Genomic DNA, 15,518 nt, shown 5'->3' on the forward strand with positions numbered 1-15,518 from the left:
GGGGAAAAAGATGAACAAGTTACGACGTTATATAGGTGGTTCAGTTGTCCTCTTAGGCATATCCTTAAGCGGCTGTAGCTACTTAGGCTTCGGGGACAGTATCACAATAGGTGCTAAATCGTTCACAGAGCAATATCTTCTATCAGAAATGACGTATTTTATTCTCGAAGATGCAGGATATCAAGTTCGACAAGTAGAGAATCTAGGAAGTAATGTGCTTCGCTCTGCTTTAGAAAATGGTCAAGTAGATGTGTCTTGGGAGTATACAGGAACAGCCATTGCAACGTATTTAAATATGGAGCCAATCACAGACCCTGAGGAAGCATACGAAACACTTCAAGAAGTAGACAGAGAAAATGGACTTCACTGGATGAATATTTCGAATGTGAACAATACGTATGCACTCATCATGAATCGTGCACAGGCAGAAGAGCTAGAGATTCAGTCGTTATCCGATTTAGCTCAGTATGTAAAGGACAATCCAGGTGAGATTCGGATGGGGACCGATGCCGCGTTTGCCAACCGGGCAGATGGTCTTCCTGGTCTTCAAGAGACGTATGAATTTGATTTTGGAAATGGGAATATTGAATATATGGATGCTGGGCTATTGTACGAAGCCTTATACAATGAAGAATTAGAAGTAGCAATGGGATACGAAACAGATGCAAGAATTGACGATTATGACCAAATAATTTTAGAAGACGATCACACCTTTTTTGCTCCTTATAATGCAGCTGTACAAATTCGTTTAGATGTATTTGAAGACAATCCAGAAATTGAACAACTGTTGCAGCCTTTAGCTGACATTCTGGATAGTGAAAGAATGCGAGCCTTGAATTATCAAGTTGATATTGAAAGGCAAAGTGTGGCCATCGTTGCCTATGACTTTCTCATTGAAGAGGGATTAATTGAAGAAGAGAGGTAAAGTGATTTTCAATAAATGGTAAGATTTTGTTTTGACAAAAGAGTCGCAACACGGTAGTATACAAAGACAACTAAATCGTTACACTTATCAAGAGCGACTGAGGGAATAGGCCCGTTGACGTCCAGCAACCTCCACTTTTTGGAAGGTGCCAAATCCTACAGAATCATTCTATTCTGGAAGATAAGTCGAAAAAATAGACCGGTTTTTCGATGCTTCTTTCATCATGAAAGAAGCATTTTTATTTGGGAGTGAGTGGATGATTGAAGCGCGTGAGTTAACAAAGGTATATAAGAGCAAAAAAAGAACGGTTATCGGTGTGGAGGATGTGTCGTTTAGAGTCGAAAAAGGAGAGATATTTGGTATTGTTGGATATTCAGGTGCAGGAAAAAGTTCGCTGCTACGCTGTATAAATTTACTAGAACGTCCAACGAGCGGAACTATTAAAGTCGACGGTATCGATTTAACGAAACTAAATTCAAGTAAACTACGGGAAGCTCGTTTAAAAATTGGAATGATTTTTCAACATTTTTATTTGATTAATCAGAAGACTGTATATGGAAATATCGCATTTGCCCTGAAAGCTGCAGGAGTGGAACAGAGTGCTGTCCCAACAAGGGTTGATGAACTGCTCAAACGTGTTGGCCTTTCCGATAAGCGAGACGCATACCCTGCTCAGCTAAGCGGGGGACAAAAGCAACGTGTTGGTATAGCGAGAGCACTTGCAAATAACCCACGTGTTCTGTTATGTGATGAAGCCACTTCTGCACTTGACCCGACAACGACGAAATCCATCTTGCAGTTACTTCAATCGCTGAATAAGGAGTTAGGTTTAACCATTGTCCTTATTACTCATGAAATGAACGTTGTGAAAGAAATCTGTCATAAGATGGCTATTATGCAAGATGGCAAAATTGTGGAGCAAGGTAAGGTATATGATCTATTTGCCGAACCAAAAGAAGAATTAACAAAAGAATTTATTGATAATGTTGTGTCGTTTAACGTTCCAGAGCGAACCCTTGCACAGTTTTCGGGAACGATTGCTAAAGTGGTGTTTAAAGGTGAGATTGCTGGAGAAGGTATTATTTCTGATATGCTACAGCAGTTTTCATTAAACGGAAACTTCCTACATGGTGCAATTGAATACATTGATGGCAAACCATTAGGTATTTTTATTCTTGAGCTAAAAGGAGAAGCGGGAGCAGTTAAACAAGCAATGACTTATATTGAAAAACGTTCTGCTGAAGTGGAGGTGATTCGTGATGGACATTCCCCACTTAATTGAGATGTTGCCTACAATGTGGAGTGCCTTTCTTGAAACCTTGTTGATGATTAGTATCTCTACCGCTGTAGCCATTGTGATTGGCTTCCCATTAGGTGTTGTGTTGTTTGCTACCGACCGAGGCTTGTTTTGGGAGAATCGTCTGGTGCAAAGCGTATTAGGTGTCTTTGTTAATATTATACGATCGATACCATTTATTATCTTACTCGTTGCGTTATATCCTTTTACGAATCTTATTGTTGGAACGACAACTGGTCCTGTTGCGGCAAGTGTTTCACTATCAGTAGCAGCCATCCCATTCTTTGCTCGAATCGTGGAGAGTTCGATGCGAGAGATTGATAAAGGGATGATTGAAGCGGCTGTTGCAACAGGTGCCACACCCTGGATGATTATTAAAGATGTGTTGTTTTTAGAAGGCAGAGCTTCAATGATTCAAGGATTAACCTTAACGGTCATTAGTCTTGTTGCTTATTCAGCAATGGCTGGTGTGATTGGTGGAGGCGGTGTTGGTGACTTAGCAATCCGTTATGGTCATTATCGATACGACAATACCATTATGATTTCAACGGTTGTGATTTTAATTGCGTTTGTTCAAGTATTGCAACTACTTGGAGACTCTATTGCAAAAACGACTGATAAAAGAAAGTAGATAACTAAAGGAGAGAGACAAATGAAGAAAACCAATTGGGTATGGAGTGTAGCTACACTTGGAGCATTAGTAACATTAAGTGCATGTGGTGACAGTAATGCAGGAGAGGATAGTCAAGAGATAAGTTTTGGTGCCACAGCAGGACCGTATAGCGATATGCTTACAAAAGCGATTGTTCCTGGTCTTGAAGAAAAAGGATATTCTGTCACGATCAATGAGTACCAGGATTATATTATTCCTAATCGTGAGCTTGCCAATGGCACTGATGATGCCAATTTATTTCAGCACCAAGTCTATCTAGATGCTTTTGCGGAAAACAATGATCTGGATTTAGCTAGCTTACTAACGGTACCGACTGCCCCAATGGGGATTTATTCAGAAGCGTATCAAACGTTAGACGACATTGAAGAGGGCATCGAAGTAGCGATACCTAATGATCCGACCAATGGAGCAAGAGCCTTTTTAATGCTTGAAGATGCTGGCTTAATCACATTCAAAGACGAAATCGACCCGTTAACGGTTTCCATCCAAGACGTTGATGAAAACAAACATAATCTTCAATTTGTTGAACTCGAAGCGGCACAGCTTCCAAGAGAAGTAGGACAAAAGCCACTTACTGCTGTACCAGGGAATTTTGCTCTTTCTGCAGGATTGGATTTAACAACGGCATTAGAGTTGGAAAATATGGCTGACCAATATCGAAATGTGGTTGCGGTTCGTTCTGAAGACGTAGACGGACAGCTTGCTCAAGATATTCAAGCGGTTATTGAATCTGAGGAATTTGAAGCTGTTATTGATGAAGAGTTTGAAGGGTTTGGAAAGCCAGACTGGATGGAACAGTGAGCTCGCTCATCGTTCGTGGTGCACCACAGGAATATGTTTTTGCAGAAGGCGCCTTATCTGAGTTAGAAGAAAGGCTACTAGCACGAAAGTATAAGCGAGTGCTTGTCGTTCATGGTCATGCTTCTTGGCAAGCCATTGCCTCATTTTGGCCAGAATTGAAAGAAGTTGAAGCAACATACGAGGCTTACGCTGGTCAATGTACAGTAACGGAGATGAAACGATTAGCTGATAGAGCGTTGGACGGAAACTTTGATGCACTTATTGGAGTTGGTGGAGGAACGTTATTGGATACTGTAAAAGGAGCAGCGCATCTCCTTTCTCAGCCTTATCTACTCATTCCAACCCTTGCTTCTAATTGTGCACCGTGGACACCTATTTCAGTTATCTATAATGAGGAGGGGGTTTACACTCACTTTGATGTGTATGAACAGAATGCAAGTCTGCTCTTAGTAGACCCACATGTATTGCTTACAACACCAAGAGCTTTTTTTCTTGCTGGAATAGGGGATACGCTCGCAAAATGGTACGAGGCAGACGTTCAGCTTCGTGCCATTACAGATAAGCGTGCAGCACTCGATATCTCGTATTATGCTGCACAGCTTTGTCAGTCTGTATTACTTGAAAAAAGTGAAGAAAGCATAAAGTCGTTAGCAGACAAAAAAGGATCAAGCGCTTTTTGTAAAGTAGTGGAAGCAATCATTATGCTAGGTGGCATGGTCGGAGGGTTTGGAGACAAATACGGACGTATTGCAGGCGCCCATTCTATCCATAATGGCTTAACAGCAATAAAGGAAACACACGACGTACTACACGGAAATAAAGTAGCTTATGGCATTCTTGTCCAACTTGCTTTAGAAAAAAAATGGAACGAAATCGAACAGTTAATACCTTTTTATTACAAAGTGGAGTTACCTACATCGTTAGTCGATTTAGGTATTAACGTAGGTTCTGCTGATTTAAACGCGGTATGTAAAAGAGCGACGATGGAAGGAGAGTCCATTCATGTTATGCCAGGCGTCATGAATGCGGGTGACGTACGAAAAGCAATCGATCAAATTGAAGAAATAAATAAAAACCGACCGGTTTAGAAACCGGTCGGTTTTTACATGTTATTTATCTTTGGTAGGACGTCTAAGTGCTTGCCAGCCAAGATAGAAATCGACTGCCGCTACAAAAGCCAGTATCACTGGGAAGATCCCCCACCCATTTGCTTCTACTTGAATATACGTTAAATAGACAAAAAGAAAGGCAAGTAGAATGTAGAAGAAACCATAGAACCTCATAATAATATCATTCCAATCCTAGTAAAGATGAAAGTAGCCGTGTCCATAAACTCATTAATTTGATCAATGAAGAGTACTTGAACAACAACGACAAATGAATTTAACGCAATGTGGGCGATAATTGGAACAATGATTCGTTTTGTCTTCACATAAAGGAAGGCGAAGGCAAAGCCCATTGCTCCGTAAATGAGAATATGTTCAAAATCAAAATGAATGACAGCGAAAATAAGAGAACTAATTAACCCTGCAACGAAAAAGTTTGTACGGCGATATAGCCAGCCAAATATCGCTTTTCTGAAAACCAGTTCTTCTATGATCGGGCCGATAACAGCAATAACAACAATGAACGGTAAAAATTCTTGTGCAATCGCGACTAAATCCGCTGTATTCTCAGAGCCTTGATCAATGCCAAATAACAGAGACTGAATTAAACCAGCAACGATTTGTGTCCCGAATACTAGAAAAATACCAATAATGGACCAAGCAACGGTTTCGCCTGTTTTCATTTTTGGTCCTCTTAACCCACCATCTAGCTGTTCATCTCGACGCAAAATCAGCAGAATGACAACAAGACCGACAGTAAATGAGAGTATGGACGATAGACCGATTAAAAGAGCTTGATTTGTGACGTTGAAAATCGATGCAAGTAGTGTTGAAGCAACCAAAGCAAGTCCGGTTTGCATCACAATATAGGCAAGTACAACGAGTGCATATCGCATCGTTACTGTATTTCGAATAACCATACGTGACGTTAGAAACGCAATGGCAATGGTCAATGGAAGAGCTAGAAGAATGGTTAGTCCGCTATTCATAGTAAAAACACCTTGAAAGACAACGACAAGCGTAAACGCTACAGCAATTTGCATAATAACGAAAAACAATATTCCAAAACTATAATAGATCTTATTCACAAGCGAACTCCTTTACACGTGATCAGTCTAAATTCCCACTCATCATACCATATTATGCATTCGTTTTCCTTTACAGACTCTTTTTAAAGAAACTGTCCAAAAAAAAGTCAGGCTTACCTCTTGCAAAACGCGAGCAGAATGATTATCATAGGAAATGTGTTAGCACTCATCATAAACGAGTGCTAATAATAATCACTACATACGTCTTCAAAGGAGGGTGTTTTCCTTGTTAAAACCATTAGGAGATCGCATCATTATTGAGCAAATCCAATCAGAGGAAAAAACAGCGAGTGGGATTGTACTACCTGACTCTGCACAAGAAAAGCCGCAAGAAGGCAAGGTCGTAGCTGTAGGTACAGGTCGTGTAACAGAAAACGGTGAAAAAGTAGCGCTTGAAGTAAAAGAAGGCGATTCCATCATCTTCTCAAAATATGCAGGTACAGAAGTAAAGTATGAAGGTACGGACTATCTTATTCTTCGCGAAAGCGATGTTCTAGCAATCATTGGCTAAAAGCTAATAAAGAACGAATAAATACGAACCAACATACAGGAGGCAGATACAATGGCTAAAGATATTAAGTTCAGTGAAGAAGCACGTCGCTCAATGCTAAAAGGTGTAGATACATTAGCGAACGCTGTAAAAGTAACGCTTGGACCAAAGGGTCGTAACGTTGTATTAGAAAAAAAATTCGGTTCACCACTGATTACAAATGACGGTGTAACGATTGCAAAAGAAATTGAGCTTGAAGATGCATTTGAAAATATGGGTGCGAAACTTGTTGCAGAAGTAGCAAGCAAAACAAACGATATTGCTGGTGATGGTACGACAACTGCTACAGTTCTTGCTCAAGCCATGATTCGTGAAGGTCTTAAAAATGTTACATCCGGTGCGAACCCAATGGGCATTCGTAAAGGTATTGAAAAAGCAACAGCAGCAGCAGTAAAAGAGCTAGCTAGCATTTCAAAGCCAATTGAAAGCAAAGAGTCAATTGCGCAAGTAGCAGCGATTTCTTCAGCTGACGAAGAAGTAGGCCAAATCATTGCAGAAGCAATGGAGCGTGTAGGAAACGACGGCGTTATTACTATTGAAGAATCAAAAGGTTTCTCTACAGAGCTTGAAGTAGTAGAAGGTATGCAGTTCGATCGTGGCTATGCATCACCATACATGGTATCTGATTCAGATAAGATGGAAGCGGTTCTTGATAACCCTTATATTCTTATTACAGATAAGAAAATCTCGAACATTCAAGAAGTACTTCCAGTTCTTGAGCAAGTTGTTCAGCAAAGTCGTCCGATCCTTATCATCGCTGAAGATGTTGAAGGTGAAGCGTTAGCAACACTTGTTGTGAACAAATTACGTGGCACATTTAATGCAGTAGCTGTTAAAGCTCCTGGATTCGGTGATCGTCGTAAAGCGATGCTTGAAGATATTGCGATTCTAACGGGTGGAGAAGTCATTACGGAAGATTTAGGACTTGATCTTAAATCAGCAACAATTGATTCTCTAGGTCGTGCCAACAAAGTTGTTGTAACGAAAGAAAATACAACAATTGTTGAAGGTGCTGGAAACCCAGAACAAATCGCTGCTCGAGTTGGTCAGCTAAAAGGTCAAGTAGAAGAAACAACTTCTGATTTTGACAAAGAAAAGTTACAAGAGCGCCTAGCTAAATTATCTGGCGGTGTAGCAGTTCTTAAAGTAGGAGCTGCAACAGAAACAGAAATGAAAGAGCGTAAACTACGTATTGAAGATGCGTTGAACTCTACACGTGCAGCAGTAGAAGAAGGTATTGTTGCTGGTGGTGGTACGGCTCTTATTAACGTGATTAAAGCAGTTCAAGCGGTTGAAGCAGCTGGAGACGAAGCAACTGGTGTGAATATCGTTTTACGTGCATTAGAAGAGCCAGTTCGTCAAATTGCACACAACGCTGGTCTTGAAGGATCTATCATTGTTGAAAAATTAAAGTCTGAAGCGGTAGGTGTTGGTTACAACGCAGCAACAGGCGAGTATGTAAACATGGTGGAAACAGGTATTCTTGATCCGGTTAAAGTAACACGTTCTGCTTTGCAAAATGCAGCTAGCGTATCAGCTATGTTCTTAACGACAGAAGCTGTAATCGCTGATAAGCCTGAGGAAAACGAAGGCGGCGGCATGCCTGATATGGGCGGCATGGGCGGAATGGGTGGTATGGGCGGCATGATGTAAATCATCCCCCTGAAACCTTGATTTAATAGGGTTTATGAGTAAGATGAGAGTGTAATGCTAACATTGAGGATTTTAATCGAGGCTTCTCATAAGTTCACTGAACTTTTGGGAGGCTTCTTTTTTCATTTCTTGGGTTACGTGGAGATATACATTTTTCGTAATCTGGTCATCGGTATGACCGAGACGATCCATGATTTGTTCGAGCGATACACGAGCTTCGGCAAGAAGTGAGGTATGTGTGTGCCTTAGACTATGCGGTGTTAAATCTTCATTTAAACCAGCGATAGCAAGCAGCCTTTTCATTCGATCCCGAACGTTCTTAATCACGATTGGATAGCCGTATTGTCTTTGCATTTTGGCGAAAATAAAATCTTGGTTATAGTAAGCATCTCCTAATCGCTTGATTGCCTCATCTTGAACCTTTTTATGCTCCTTAAAAGCATCGATGACACCTTCATCAACAATGATTTTCCTTCGTGATTTTCTTGTCTTAGGAGTACCCAGTTGATATTTAAGCGCGTTGTTGCTTGGATTGTAATACGTTTTCGTGATGCTGATTGTGTGGTTTATGAAATCGACATCCTTCCACTTGAGCGCCACCAATTCACCCACTCGAATTCCTGTATACGAAAGAACCAGATACACCAAGTAATCGTGTTCCAAACCATGTTCCTTGGCTGTTTTTAAAAAAAGGGCAAGTTCTTCTTTTTCCAGATACTTTGGAAGTTCTTCTTCCTCCAGCTGTTCGATGGTCTTCTTATCTTTTTTGAGATAAGCAAATTCCGTTGGGTCTTTTTTGATGAGTTCATATTCTAACGCCTTCCGGAAAATCATCCTGCCAGTCCGATGAATCCCTTCTCTTGTGCTGTCCGAATATCCTCGGTCCTTTAGATCATTTAAGGCTTCTTGATATCGTTTAGGGGTAATATCCTTTAACTTTAACTGACCGAAGTAAGGGAGCAATTTCCCGATTTCATGAAGGCGGACACGAATGGTGCCGGGTTTTACATCTTTTGCTTTACTGTAGATAGGAAGCCACTCTTTCGCAAAATCACTAAAGGTCTGACAGGATTCTTCGATGTAGATTCCTTGCTCTAGTTCATGAATCAGAGCGGCTGCAGCTACTTCTGCCTCCTTCTTGGTTGGAAAACCACTTTTGGTCTTTTGCTTTCGCTTTCCGGTTACTGGATCAATCCCGATATCAATGACAAAAGCCCATTTGGAACCACAGGTGCAACTTTTCTTTTTGCAAGTACAGCCGCGTCTGTAAAAATGTCCTTTCATTTCATTGAATGTCCTCGCTTTCCTAAATATTTTGTTACTAAATTTTTATTATGACCATTTTTAAAATGAACAATTCGTTAGGACAAGAGGAAGCAAGAAAATAAATTCTGTGTCTTGGGACTTAAATTTCTTAAAGGGATTATTCGCTTAGGTTGTGGGAAGGGGATTTTTAAAGAGGCTTACGATATTTATGAGGGATAAGAGCCTATAATAATGCTATGTAGGTGAAGCGAAAATGCCAACATTCTTCTGTTTCAACGTTAATAATATTTAAGACCACGTAGAATGTTTTTATAAAAGGCTTGTTAAATAATATTTTTAATTTCCACTTCATTGTCTACATTACATACATCATTTAATTTATAGGTCATTGATTTTCATCTTCATTTTCCAGTGGAACGATTTGGCCATTTGGAAACTCTTTAACCCATCCATTTTTGGTATTGTAAATTATATATGTGTCGTTCACCTTTGCATCAATTCTTGCCCGTTCGCCTGTCATTTTCGCCCATTTATCAACCCAAGCGAATTTTTCTTTCTTTAGGATTCCTGCTCTTTACCACAGTTGACACCACCTTTAGCAATCTATTTTCCCTTATATTATAACAAGTCTTTGTTAAAGAAATAAATATACGTTAGTTAGTGATCAGAAATCACTAAATGGTTTTTTAAAACTATATATTAAACAGAATCATTTAACAGAGACAAGATACTTATTAGGGATAGAAACGTGTGAAATTCTATGTAGCATGAAAGCAAAATGCGAACATTTTGCTTTCAGCGTTAATACTTTTTAAAGCCTCGCATTAAGTTGCTAAATTTGTCAGAAGCATCCTTCTTCATTTTAGTAGTTACATGGAGATATACTTTTCTAGTCACTTCATCATCAATATGACCTAATCTATCCATAATCTCATCTATACCGACTTTGGCTTCGGCAAGAAGCGATGTATGAGTATGGCGCAGAGAGTGTGGGGTAAGTTTCGGATTTAACTTACCAAGCTTTAGTAACCTAGCCATTCTACTTTCAACAACCTTAATTAAGATAGGGTAACCGGGATGCCGATTAACATTAGCTAAAATAAATCCATTGTCAGAGTAGAAGTTCCCCAAATGAGTAATAATCTTTTCTTGTTCCTCCTTATGTTTCTTAAATGCTTCAATGACCAATTCATCTACCATGATTTTACGCCGAGATTTTCTTGTTTTGGGCGGAACTAATTGATATTTAGTGGTATTGTTTTTAGGATTATAGTACGTTTTTGTGATATGGATAGTATGTTTATCGAAATCTACATCTTTCCACTTGAGTGCGACTATTTCACCTACACGCATACCTGTGTAGGATAACGTAGTGAAGATGAGGTCATCCATATATAACCCCTTTTCACTGACTGTATCCAAGAACAGTGCAAGGTCTTCTTTTTCAAAGTATTTCGGGAGTTCTTCTTCATCTGAATCAATAATGCTTTGCTTGTCTTTTTTTATATAAGCATTTACTGTTGGATCTATTTTAAGCATTTTCTTATTCACAGTCATTTTAAAAAGCAGTTTTCCAGTAGTATGAATACCTTCAATTGTGCTTCTAGCAAGTTTTTGATCTTTTAAATCATTCAATGCTGCTTGATACATTTCTTCTGTAATGTTTTTAAGTTTTAAATGAGCAAAGTAGGCCGACAATTTATTGATACCATACTGTCTTAAACGTATAGTGCCAGGCTTGGGACCATTTCTTTCAATGTAAAGGGGTAACCAGTTGTTCGCAAAATCCTTGAATAGAATATCTGATTCTTTAACGAACGTACCTTGGTTTACTTCAGTAATTAGAGCCGATGCTGCTGCTTCAGCTTCTTGTTTTGTCTTAAAACCGCCCTTAGTCTCTTGATGTCTTTTTCCTGTTTTCGGATTCTTTCCTATGTCTATAACAAATGCCCATTTTTTGTCACAAGTACAATTATTCGAATCACACTTGCAGCCTCTTTTTGTGAAATGACCTTTCTAATTCAAAGTTTACTTTGTTTCCTCTTTTCTCTGTGTAATCCACTGCTTAAAATCTGCCTTATCCACTCTCTTCGATGCCCCAATTTGAAAATTAGGAATACCACCTTGTTGTACTTGGATTTGAAATAATTCATAAACTCTTCGTCTGGAAATCCCAAGAAAGTGCGAAATATGAAGTGCTGTCAAAGTATCGGGTAGTAAATCCCAATTTGTATATTTTTGTGTGTTATCCACTTTAATTAACCCCCAATAAAAATTTGTTTTCTTGAGTCGCTGGCTAAATTCTAAAATATTAACTTTTTTTACTCACATTCAAAAATAAAAGTGATAATCCAAATATCAATTCAACCTTCCTTTAAATAAAAATCCCGCAGAATTACAGAGTCGAGAGTCGACTACTGTTTAAGCGGCTAAGTAATCTCTGCGGGATTCGCTTTTTGTTGGATTACGATATATTTATCTTGCCTATTTTTATTCTTGGGTTTCAACTCTCTGATGCTGAGAACAATCCTTGCTATATAGCACAATAAAACTCATATTCCCTACCCGAGATACATTGTATCTTCTCATTTTGATATTCGAAGACTTTTTCTTAAAAAAATATGATTTATTCAGTTTAAAGTTTCGGTTTTTTGACCATAAAGTAAATATAACGTTCGATTTTTTAACCATCGAAGTATTCTTCGATGGTCAGTAAACCGAAAGGCTACTCCCAAAAAGCGTTGGTATCAAGGGTTTTTGAGAGTAGGGAACTACAAACGATGACATTTGAATTTTTTATTGAAAAGAATTTCGGTTTCTTACCCAGTCAAATTCTCTCTTTTACCAATTTTTTCGGTTAGCTGACCAGTGGTCGCTTCTAATGAAACAAAAGGAGAGAGACGATAGCTGATCTGGGTATAGTTATTCTTTTCAAAATCAATGATGACTTCATCAAAGTACATAAGGAAGAAGACGCGCAACTCTGTATCTGCAAAGTCATAAAAGCTTTTCTGAATCATTTCTTTCATAAATACAGCAAGAAAGTCATCTTCCAGTAACCGACTGATTTCATCTAGCGTTGCGTTGATATAAGCAATTTCACCTTGCAAATGCTTTTGCGAAACTGTAAAAGCTTCAGCCAACAGTGTGTTGGTTGCTATATCTGAAGCAAGCATTTTCTCATTATAGAGCGATTTTTCTAGAAGTCCCTTTAGCTTGTCTTTTGCCTTTTGAAGCTTGGAAGACCAGCTCAGGAGTTGCTCTTTAGCAATTGTTGCAAAGGTTGAAAGCTGTGTCATCCACTTACGTTGTAAATCATTTAATACTGTTTCGTGAATAGGAATGATTGAGACAGCTTTCTTGCATTCCGCACAACGATAAACCATATATTGACCTCGTTTACCTTTTGGAGAATTATCTTTCGCTTGAAGAGAGGAATTGCATTTCTTGCATTTTACAATTGAGCGAAGATAATATGGTGTACTCATTGTTCCGTACTGAGCTTTCAATTCGCTGATTTGTTTTACCAAATGAGCGAGGGTCGGACTGACAATCGGGTCATGAGAATGTTTGAATAAATCAATATTCGCTTCAGACTTCGGCTTACTGATTTCATAGCTCGTTCTAACATTCCAAGCCAAATGACCAGAGTAAGCTCTGTTGGATAAAACGTAACCGATGGTGCTGCTATTCCAATTTTTAATCAACCTAGTTGTTGTCTTGCATTTATTTAGATACTCCGCTATTACATCCTGAGAATGTCCTAAACTAGCAAGATAAAAGATTAATTCTACAATTGGGGCATCTTCATTTGGATATAAGACACCATCAATCATGTCGTAGCCAACAGGCACACGAGAGCCGGGCCGTTGATTTTTACCTAGTAGACTAACTTGAGCATCTTTTGCCCTGATGGATTTTATTTCAGATTCCTCTGCAGCAAAAACGAGTTTCGCCTGTACAATGGGATCGTTTGGATTCCACTCGCCATCATACTGAGTACTAAAGAACTTCACATAAGGATACTGCTGCTTAACAGGGACATAGACGTCATTATAAAAGTCAGTGATACTGCGGGTAATTCTGGATTCTTCATAGGAACAGACAGCTTCAGCACCATTTTCAATATCCTCAAGAATCAACTGCATACCGTGACGTTTTCCGGCATTATTGTGAAATGCGCTCGTGGCTTTGTCTGCACGCCATGCTATAATCTCTAGATTTTCTCTTTCAGCCAAGAGTTGAATTTGGCTTTGCTGAATTTCTAAAGAATGATTGCCATCTTGTTTTTTGTCTGAATAACGTAAATAAGAAGATGATTTGATTTTCCTCATGATGCATCCAGTTCCATTGCAAATGCTGAAAGAAATAAGTCAATACTTATACAAGTTTCATGAACAAGAACTTCATGAACAAGCAATTCCATAAATCGTTGAATATCTTGCTGCGAGAAACTAAGATATTGCTGAGACAAAATCTTATCGATACTCATAACCTCATTACTCAAAAGTTGTAAAGCGGCTAAATCCTGCCCTAACTTATTGAATTTATCCTTTACCATTTGAATACGATCCAAGTATTTCGAAATGGTTGATTTACTATTTGGGTCAAGTATGCATAGCGCAAGTGAAGTATCAAGATATTCGGATTTGACAATATCCTTTTCATTTTCCAACCGTTTCTTTGCAGTAGTAATATGTTTGGACATTATCTTATTGGCTGACTGGGCAGAAATAGACTGAACATGAACAAGAATCGTCTGTTTAACTGAAGCATTTAATTCCACGGATGTAATCATTAGTCTTTTATGGCGGTTGCTGCAAACGAAGTATCCTTCATCAAGAGCGTTTTGTTTACGATGCTTCATTTCATTTCCGCATTTCCCACACAATGGTGTGATGATGAAAAGATTGCTAACTTCATTAAGCTTTTCTTTATAAGAAGCTAGAAATGCATCTATTTGAGTTTTGACTGCCAGATAAAGTTCCAGGCTGATCATAGGTCGTACATGAGCCATTGGTTGATAACTATTTTTCGATTCGTAATGGGCAGCATAAAACGGATTGCTTAAAATTCGGAGGAGTTTCTCAGGTTGATTTAACCCCTTACGGCGAGCCATTAAAAAATCAAAAAATTGTTCTTCGTCTTTCACCTTACTAAATTCGTTAAAGAGTGAAACAATAGAATCTCGCTTGTCCTCATTCACGACAAAATACACTTGTTTCTCGTCTTTCATACGCTTATAGCCAAAGATGCTTGATGGATATTGCTTTCGAGCATCTTTGGTACGAGTTCGAATATTTTCGCCTTCCATCTGCCCGAACATTCCATAAAACGCCTCTAGCGCTAACTTGTTGCGAAAGGGAGGTTCGTTACTCGCTGTATAAACAACTTCCACGTTATATTTAATAAAAATCCTTGTGATATCCACAAACTCATAAAAGTTTCTAGCGAAGCGATCCCGCTTATACGCAATGACCGATTAATTCCATCAGCTTTGGTCTTTCTTTCATTTTCAGCTTTGTTGCTGAAACGTCATGATCACATAATTCAATCACAAAGTCCTCATTTCCAGTTAGGCCCTGTGCTTCAAGGTATCTTTTAGCCGCAGAAAGCTGTAGCACAAGACTTTGTGCAGCTGAGCTAACACGGCCATATTTGACAGTTAAATTTTTTTCATTCATGGTATGGTCCTTTCAGAATTTTATTTTTTACTTATCAGTAAAGCCCGAAGTCTGTAATCATCTTTTGTGATATGGTCCAACAGTGCCTTCTCAATAAAACGTTTGAACCATAGCTCTGAGTCCAATGATAGTTCCTCTGAGTAACTGACTTTAACGACTCGAAATTCCTCGGTCATATGGTTCCCTCCTATCTAGTGTTTGCTAATCATCATTGACGGGAGGGGAATGATATATACGTTACTTTTCTTGACCTTGCTTAGTTGATTCCATCTCTATATCAAGTGATAATTGAATGCCATCAGGAACCTTTTCAACTTTTGCTGATGTATTCTTACGAGGCACGATAGTCACTTTTGTTTCATATCCAGGTACTTGCAGCTTCTTTATGATCTTGTTCATACTTTTGTTCCTGCATATGGATAAACAATTTTATGATAGTTTTAGAGATCCCAAGCGTTTCGCAATGCTCTAGATA

16 protein-coding genes, 2 pseudogenes and 1 riboswitch are annotated in these 15,518 nt (G+C 38.9%); of the genes and pseudogenes, 7 read left to right on the forward strand and 11 right to left on the reverse strand.

The window, feature by feature from the left end:
- Window positions 1–10: 10 nt before the first annotated feature.
- From BK583_RS04730 to BK583_RS04750, 5 genes are all read left to right on the forward strand, one after another.
- A complete protein-coding gene (locus BK583_RS04730) occupies window positions 11–925 on the forward strand; it encodes a glycine betaine ABC transporter substrate-binding protein (RefSeq protein WP_055736537.1) in 915 nt (304 codons plus the stop codon).
- Window positions 926–1,006: 81 nt separating this feature from the next.
- Window positions 1,007–1,112: riboswitch (SAM riboswitch) on the forward strand.
- 69 nt (window positions 1,113–1,181) lie between these two features.
- Window positions 1,182–2,207: a methionine ABC transporter ATP-binding protein gene (locus tag BK583_RS04735; protein WP_055736536.1), complete on the forward strand. Its 1,026-nt coding sequence runs from the start codon at window positions 1,182–1,184 to the stop codon at window positions 2,205–2,207.
- Complete coding sequence (locus tag BK583_RS04740) at window positions 2,185–2,853, forward strand: methionine ABC transporter permease (RefSeq protein WP_038482971.1); 669 nt, start codon at window positions 2,185–2,187, stop codon at window positions 2,851–2,853. Before BK583_RS04735 ends, BK583_RS04740 begins: the two co-directional genes overlap by 23 nt.
- Before the next feature lie 21 nt (window positions 2,854–2,874).
- Window positions 2,875–3,696, forward strand: a complete 822-nt coding sequence (locus BK583_RS04745; protein WP_055736535.1) for a MetQ/NlpA family ABC transporter substrate-binding protein — start codon at window positions 2,875–2,877, stop codon at window positions 3,694–3,696.
- Window positions 3,693–4,784 (forward strand): iron-containing alcohol dehydrogenase family protein, encoded by a 1,092-nt coding sequence (locus BK583_RS04750; protein WP_055736534.1) that lies wholly within the window; start codon window positions 3,693–3,695, stop codon window positions 4,782–4,784. Before BK583_RS04745 ends, BK583_RS04750 begins: the two co-directional genes overlap by 4 nt.
- A gap of 21 nt (window positions 4,785–4,805) precedes the next feature.
- Here BK583_RS04750 and BK583_RS20415 read toward each other — a convergent pair whose 3' ends face one another.
- Both BK583_RS20415 and BK583_RS04755 read right to left on the reverse strand, forming a co-directional pair.
- Complete coding sequence (locus BK583_RS20415) at window positions 4,806–4,979, reverse strand: DUF4305 domain-containing protein (protein ID WP_124742477.1); 174 nt, start codon at window positions 4,977–4,979, stop codon at window positions 4,806–4,808.
- Entirely contained in the window at window positions 4,976–5,890 is a 915-nt protein-coding gene (locus tag BK583_RS04755; RefSeq protein WP_236702408.1) for a CPBP family intramembrane glutamic endopeptidase, read from the reverse strand. Before BK583_RS04755 ends, BK583_RS20415 begins: the two co-directional genes overlap by 4 nt.
- Before the next feature lie 226 nt (window positions 5,891–6,116).
- On the opposite strand from BK583_RS04755, the gene groES reads away from it, so the two are divergent.
- Complete coding sequence (gene groES, locus BK583_RS04760) at window positions 6,117–6,401, forward strand: co-chaperone GroES (RefSeq protein ID WP_035395350.1); 285 nt, start codon at window positions 6,117–6,119, stop codon at window positions 6,399–6,401.
- 51 nt (window positions 6,402–6,452) lie between these two features.
- A complete protein-coding gene (gene groL / locus BK583_RS04765; RefSeq protein WP_055736533.1) occupies window positions 6,453–8,093 on the forward strand; it encodes a chaperonin GroEL in 1,641 nt (546 codons plus the stop codon).
- 72 nt (window positions 8,094–8,165) lie between these two features.
- Here the strand turns inward: groL and BK583_RS04770 are convergent, their stop codons facing one another.
- From BK583_RS04770 to BK583_RS20630, 9 genes and pseudogenes are all read right to left on the reverse strand, one after another.
- Window positions 8,166–9,377, reverse strand: coding sequence for a site-specific integrase (locus tag BK583_RS04770; RefSeq protein WP_055736532.1), 1,212 nt, complete (start codon window positions 9,375–9,377; stop codon window positions 8,166–8,168).
- Window positions 9,378–10,160: 783 nt separating this feature from the next.
- Window positions 10,161–11,009: a tyrosine-type recombinase/integrase gene (locus BK583_RS04775; protein ID WP_236702407.1), complete on the reverse strand. Its 849-nt coding sequence runs from the start codon at window positions 11,007–11,009 to the stop codon at window positions 10,161–10,163.
- Window positions 10,995–11,309: pseudogene (locus BK583_RS21145) on the reverse strand (Arm DNA-binding domain-containing protein); the annotation flags it as partial. The gene BK583_RS04775 and the pseudogene BK583_RS21145, both read right to left, overlap by 15 nt.
- Before the next feature lie 78 nt (window positions 11,310–11,387).
- Window positions 11,388–11,612 carry a helix-turn-helix domain-containing protein gene (locus BK583_RS04780; protein WP_055736530.1) on the reverse strand — a complete coding sequence of 75 codons (225 nt, stop codon included), beginning with the start codon at window positions 11,610–11,612 and terminating at the stop codon, window positions 11,388–11,390.
- Window positions 11,613–12,178: 566 nt separating this feature from the next.
- The gene (locus BK583_RS04785; RefSeq protein WP_055736529.1) at window positions 12,179–13,693 is read right to left on the reverse strand and encodes a recombinase family protein; all 1,515 of its coding nucleotides are present in this window, start codon (window positions 13,691–13,693) and stop codon (window positions 12,179–12,181) included.
- Complete coding sequence (locus BK583_RS04790; RefSeq protein ID WP_245804413.1) at window positions 13,690–14,685, reverse strand: serine integrase family protein; 996 nt, start codon at window positions 14,683–14,685, stop codon at window positions 13,690–13,692. The genes BK583_RS04785 and BK583_RS04790 overlap by 4 nt, the downstream gene beginning before the upstream one ends.
- Window positions 14,686–15,043, reverse strand: a pseudogene (locus BK583_RS21380) (recombinase family protein); the annotation flags it as partial.
- A gap of 20 nt (window positions 15,044–15,063) precedes the next feature.
- The gene (locus BK583_RS20625) at window positions 15,064–15,219 is read right to left on the reverse strand and encodes a hypothetical protein (protein ID WP_160319294.1); all 156 of its coding nucleotides are present in this window, start codon (window positions 15,217–15,219) and stop codon (window positions 15,064–15,066) included.
- A gap of 61 nt (window positions 15,220–15,280) precedes the next feature.
- Window positions 15,281–15,442, reverse strand: a complete 162-nt coding sequence (locus tag BK583_RS20630; RefSeq protein ID WP_160319293.1) for a hypothetical protein — start codon at window positions 15,440–15,442, stop codon at window positions 15,281–15,283.
- Between the last annotated feature and the right edge of the window lie 76 nt (window positions 15,443–15,518).

Source organism: Shouchella oshimensis (genome assembly GCF_002019765.1).
GTDB classification, from domain to species: Bacteria; Bacillota; Bacilli; order Bacillales; family Bacillaceae_D; genus Shouchella; species Shouchella oshimensis.

Bases quoted from the DNA above. Each gene is read 5' to 3' on its own strand.
- BK583_RS20630 (WP_160319293.1), bottom strand. From the start codon at position 15,442: ATGAACAAGATCATAAAGAAGCTGCAAGTACCTGGATATGAAACAAAA.
- BK583_RS04790 (WP_245804413.1), bottom strand. From the start codon at position 14,685: ATGTTCGGGCAGATGGAAGGCGAAAATATTCGAACTCGTACCAAAGAT.
- BK583_RS04785 (WP_055736529.1), bottom strand. From the start codon at position 13,693: ATGAGGAAAATCAAATCATCTTCTTATTTACGTTATTCAGACAAAAAA.
- BK583_RS04775 (WP_236702407.1), bottom strand. From the start codon at position 11,009: ATGTATCAAGCAGCATTGAATGATTTAAAAGATCAAAAACTTGCTAGA.
- BK583_RS20415 (WP_124742477.1), bottom strand. From the start codon at position 4,979: ATGAGGTTCTATGGTTTCTTCTACATTCTACTTGCCTTTCTTTTTGTC.
- BK583_RS04745 (WP_055736535.1), top strand. From the start codon at position 2,875: ATGAAGAAAACCAATTGGGTATGGAGTGTAGCTACACTTGGAGCATTA.
- BK583_RS04730 (WP_055736537.1), top strand. From the start codon at position 11: ATGAACAAGTTACGACGTTATATAGGTGGTTCAGTTGTCCTCTTAGGC.
- BK583_RS20625 (WP_160319294.1), bottom strand. From the start codon at position 15,219: ATGACCGAGGAATTTCGAGTCGTTAAAGTCAGTTACTCAGAGGAACTA.
- BK583_RS04740 (WP_038482971.1), top strand. From the start codon at position 2,185: ATGGACATTCCCCACTTAATTGAGATGTTGCCTACAATGTGGAGTGCC.
- BK583_RS04770 (WP_055736532.1), bottom strand. From the start codon at position 9,377: ATGAAAGGACATTTTTACAGACGCGGCTGTACTTGCAAAAAGAAAAGT.
- BK583_RS04735 (WP_055736536.1), top strand. From the start codon at position 1,182: ATGATTGAAGCGCGTGAGTTAACAAAGGTATATAAGAGCAAAAAAAGA.
- groL (WP_055736533.1), top strand. From the start codon at position 6,453: ATGGCTAAAGATATTAAGTTCAGTGAAGAAGCACGTCGCTCAATGCTA.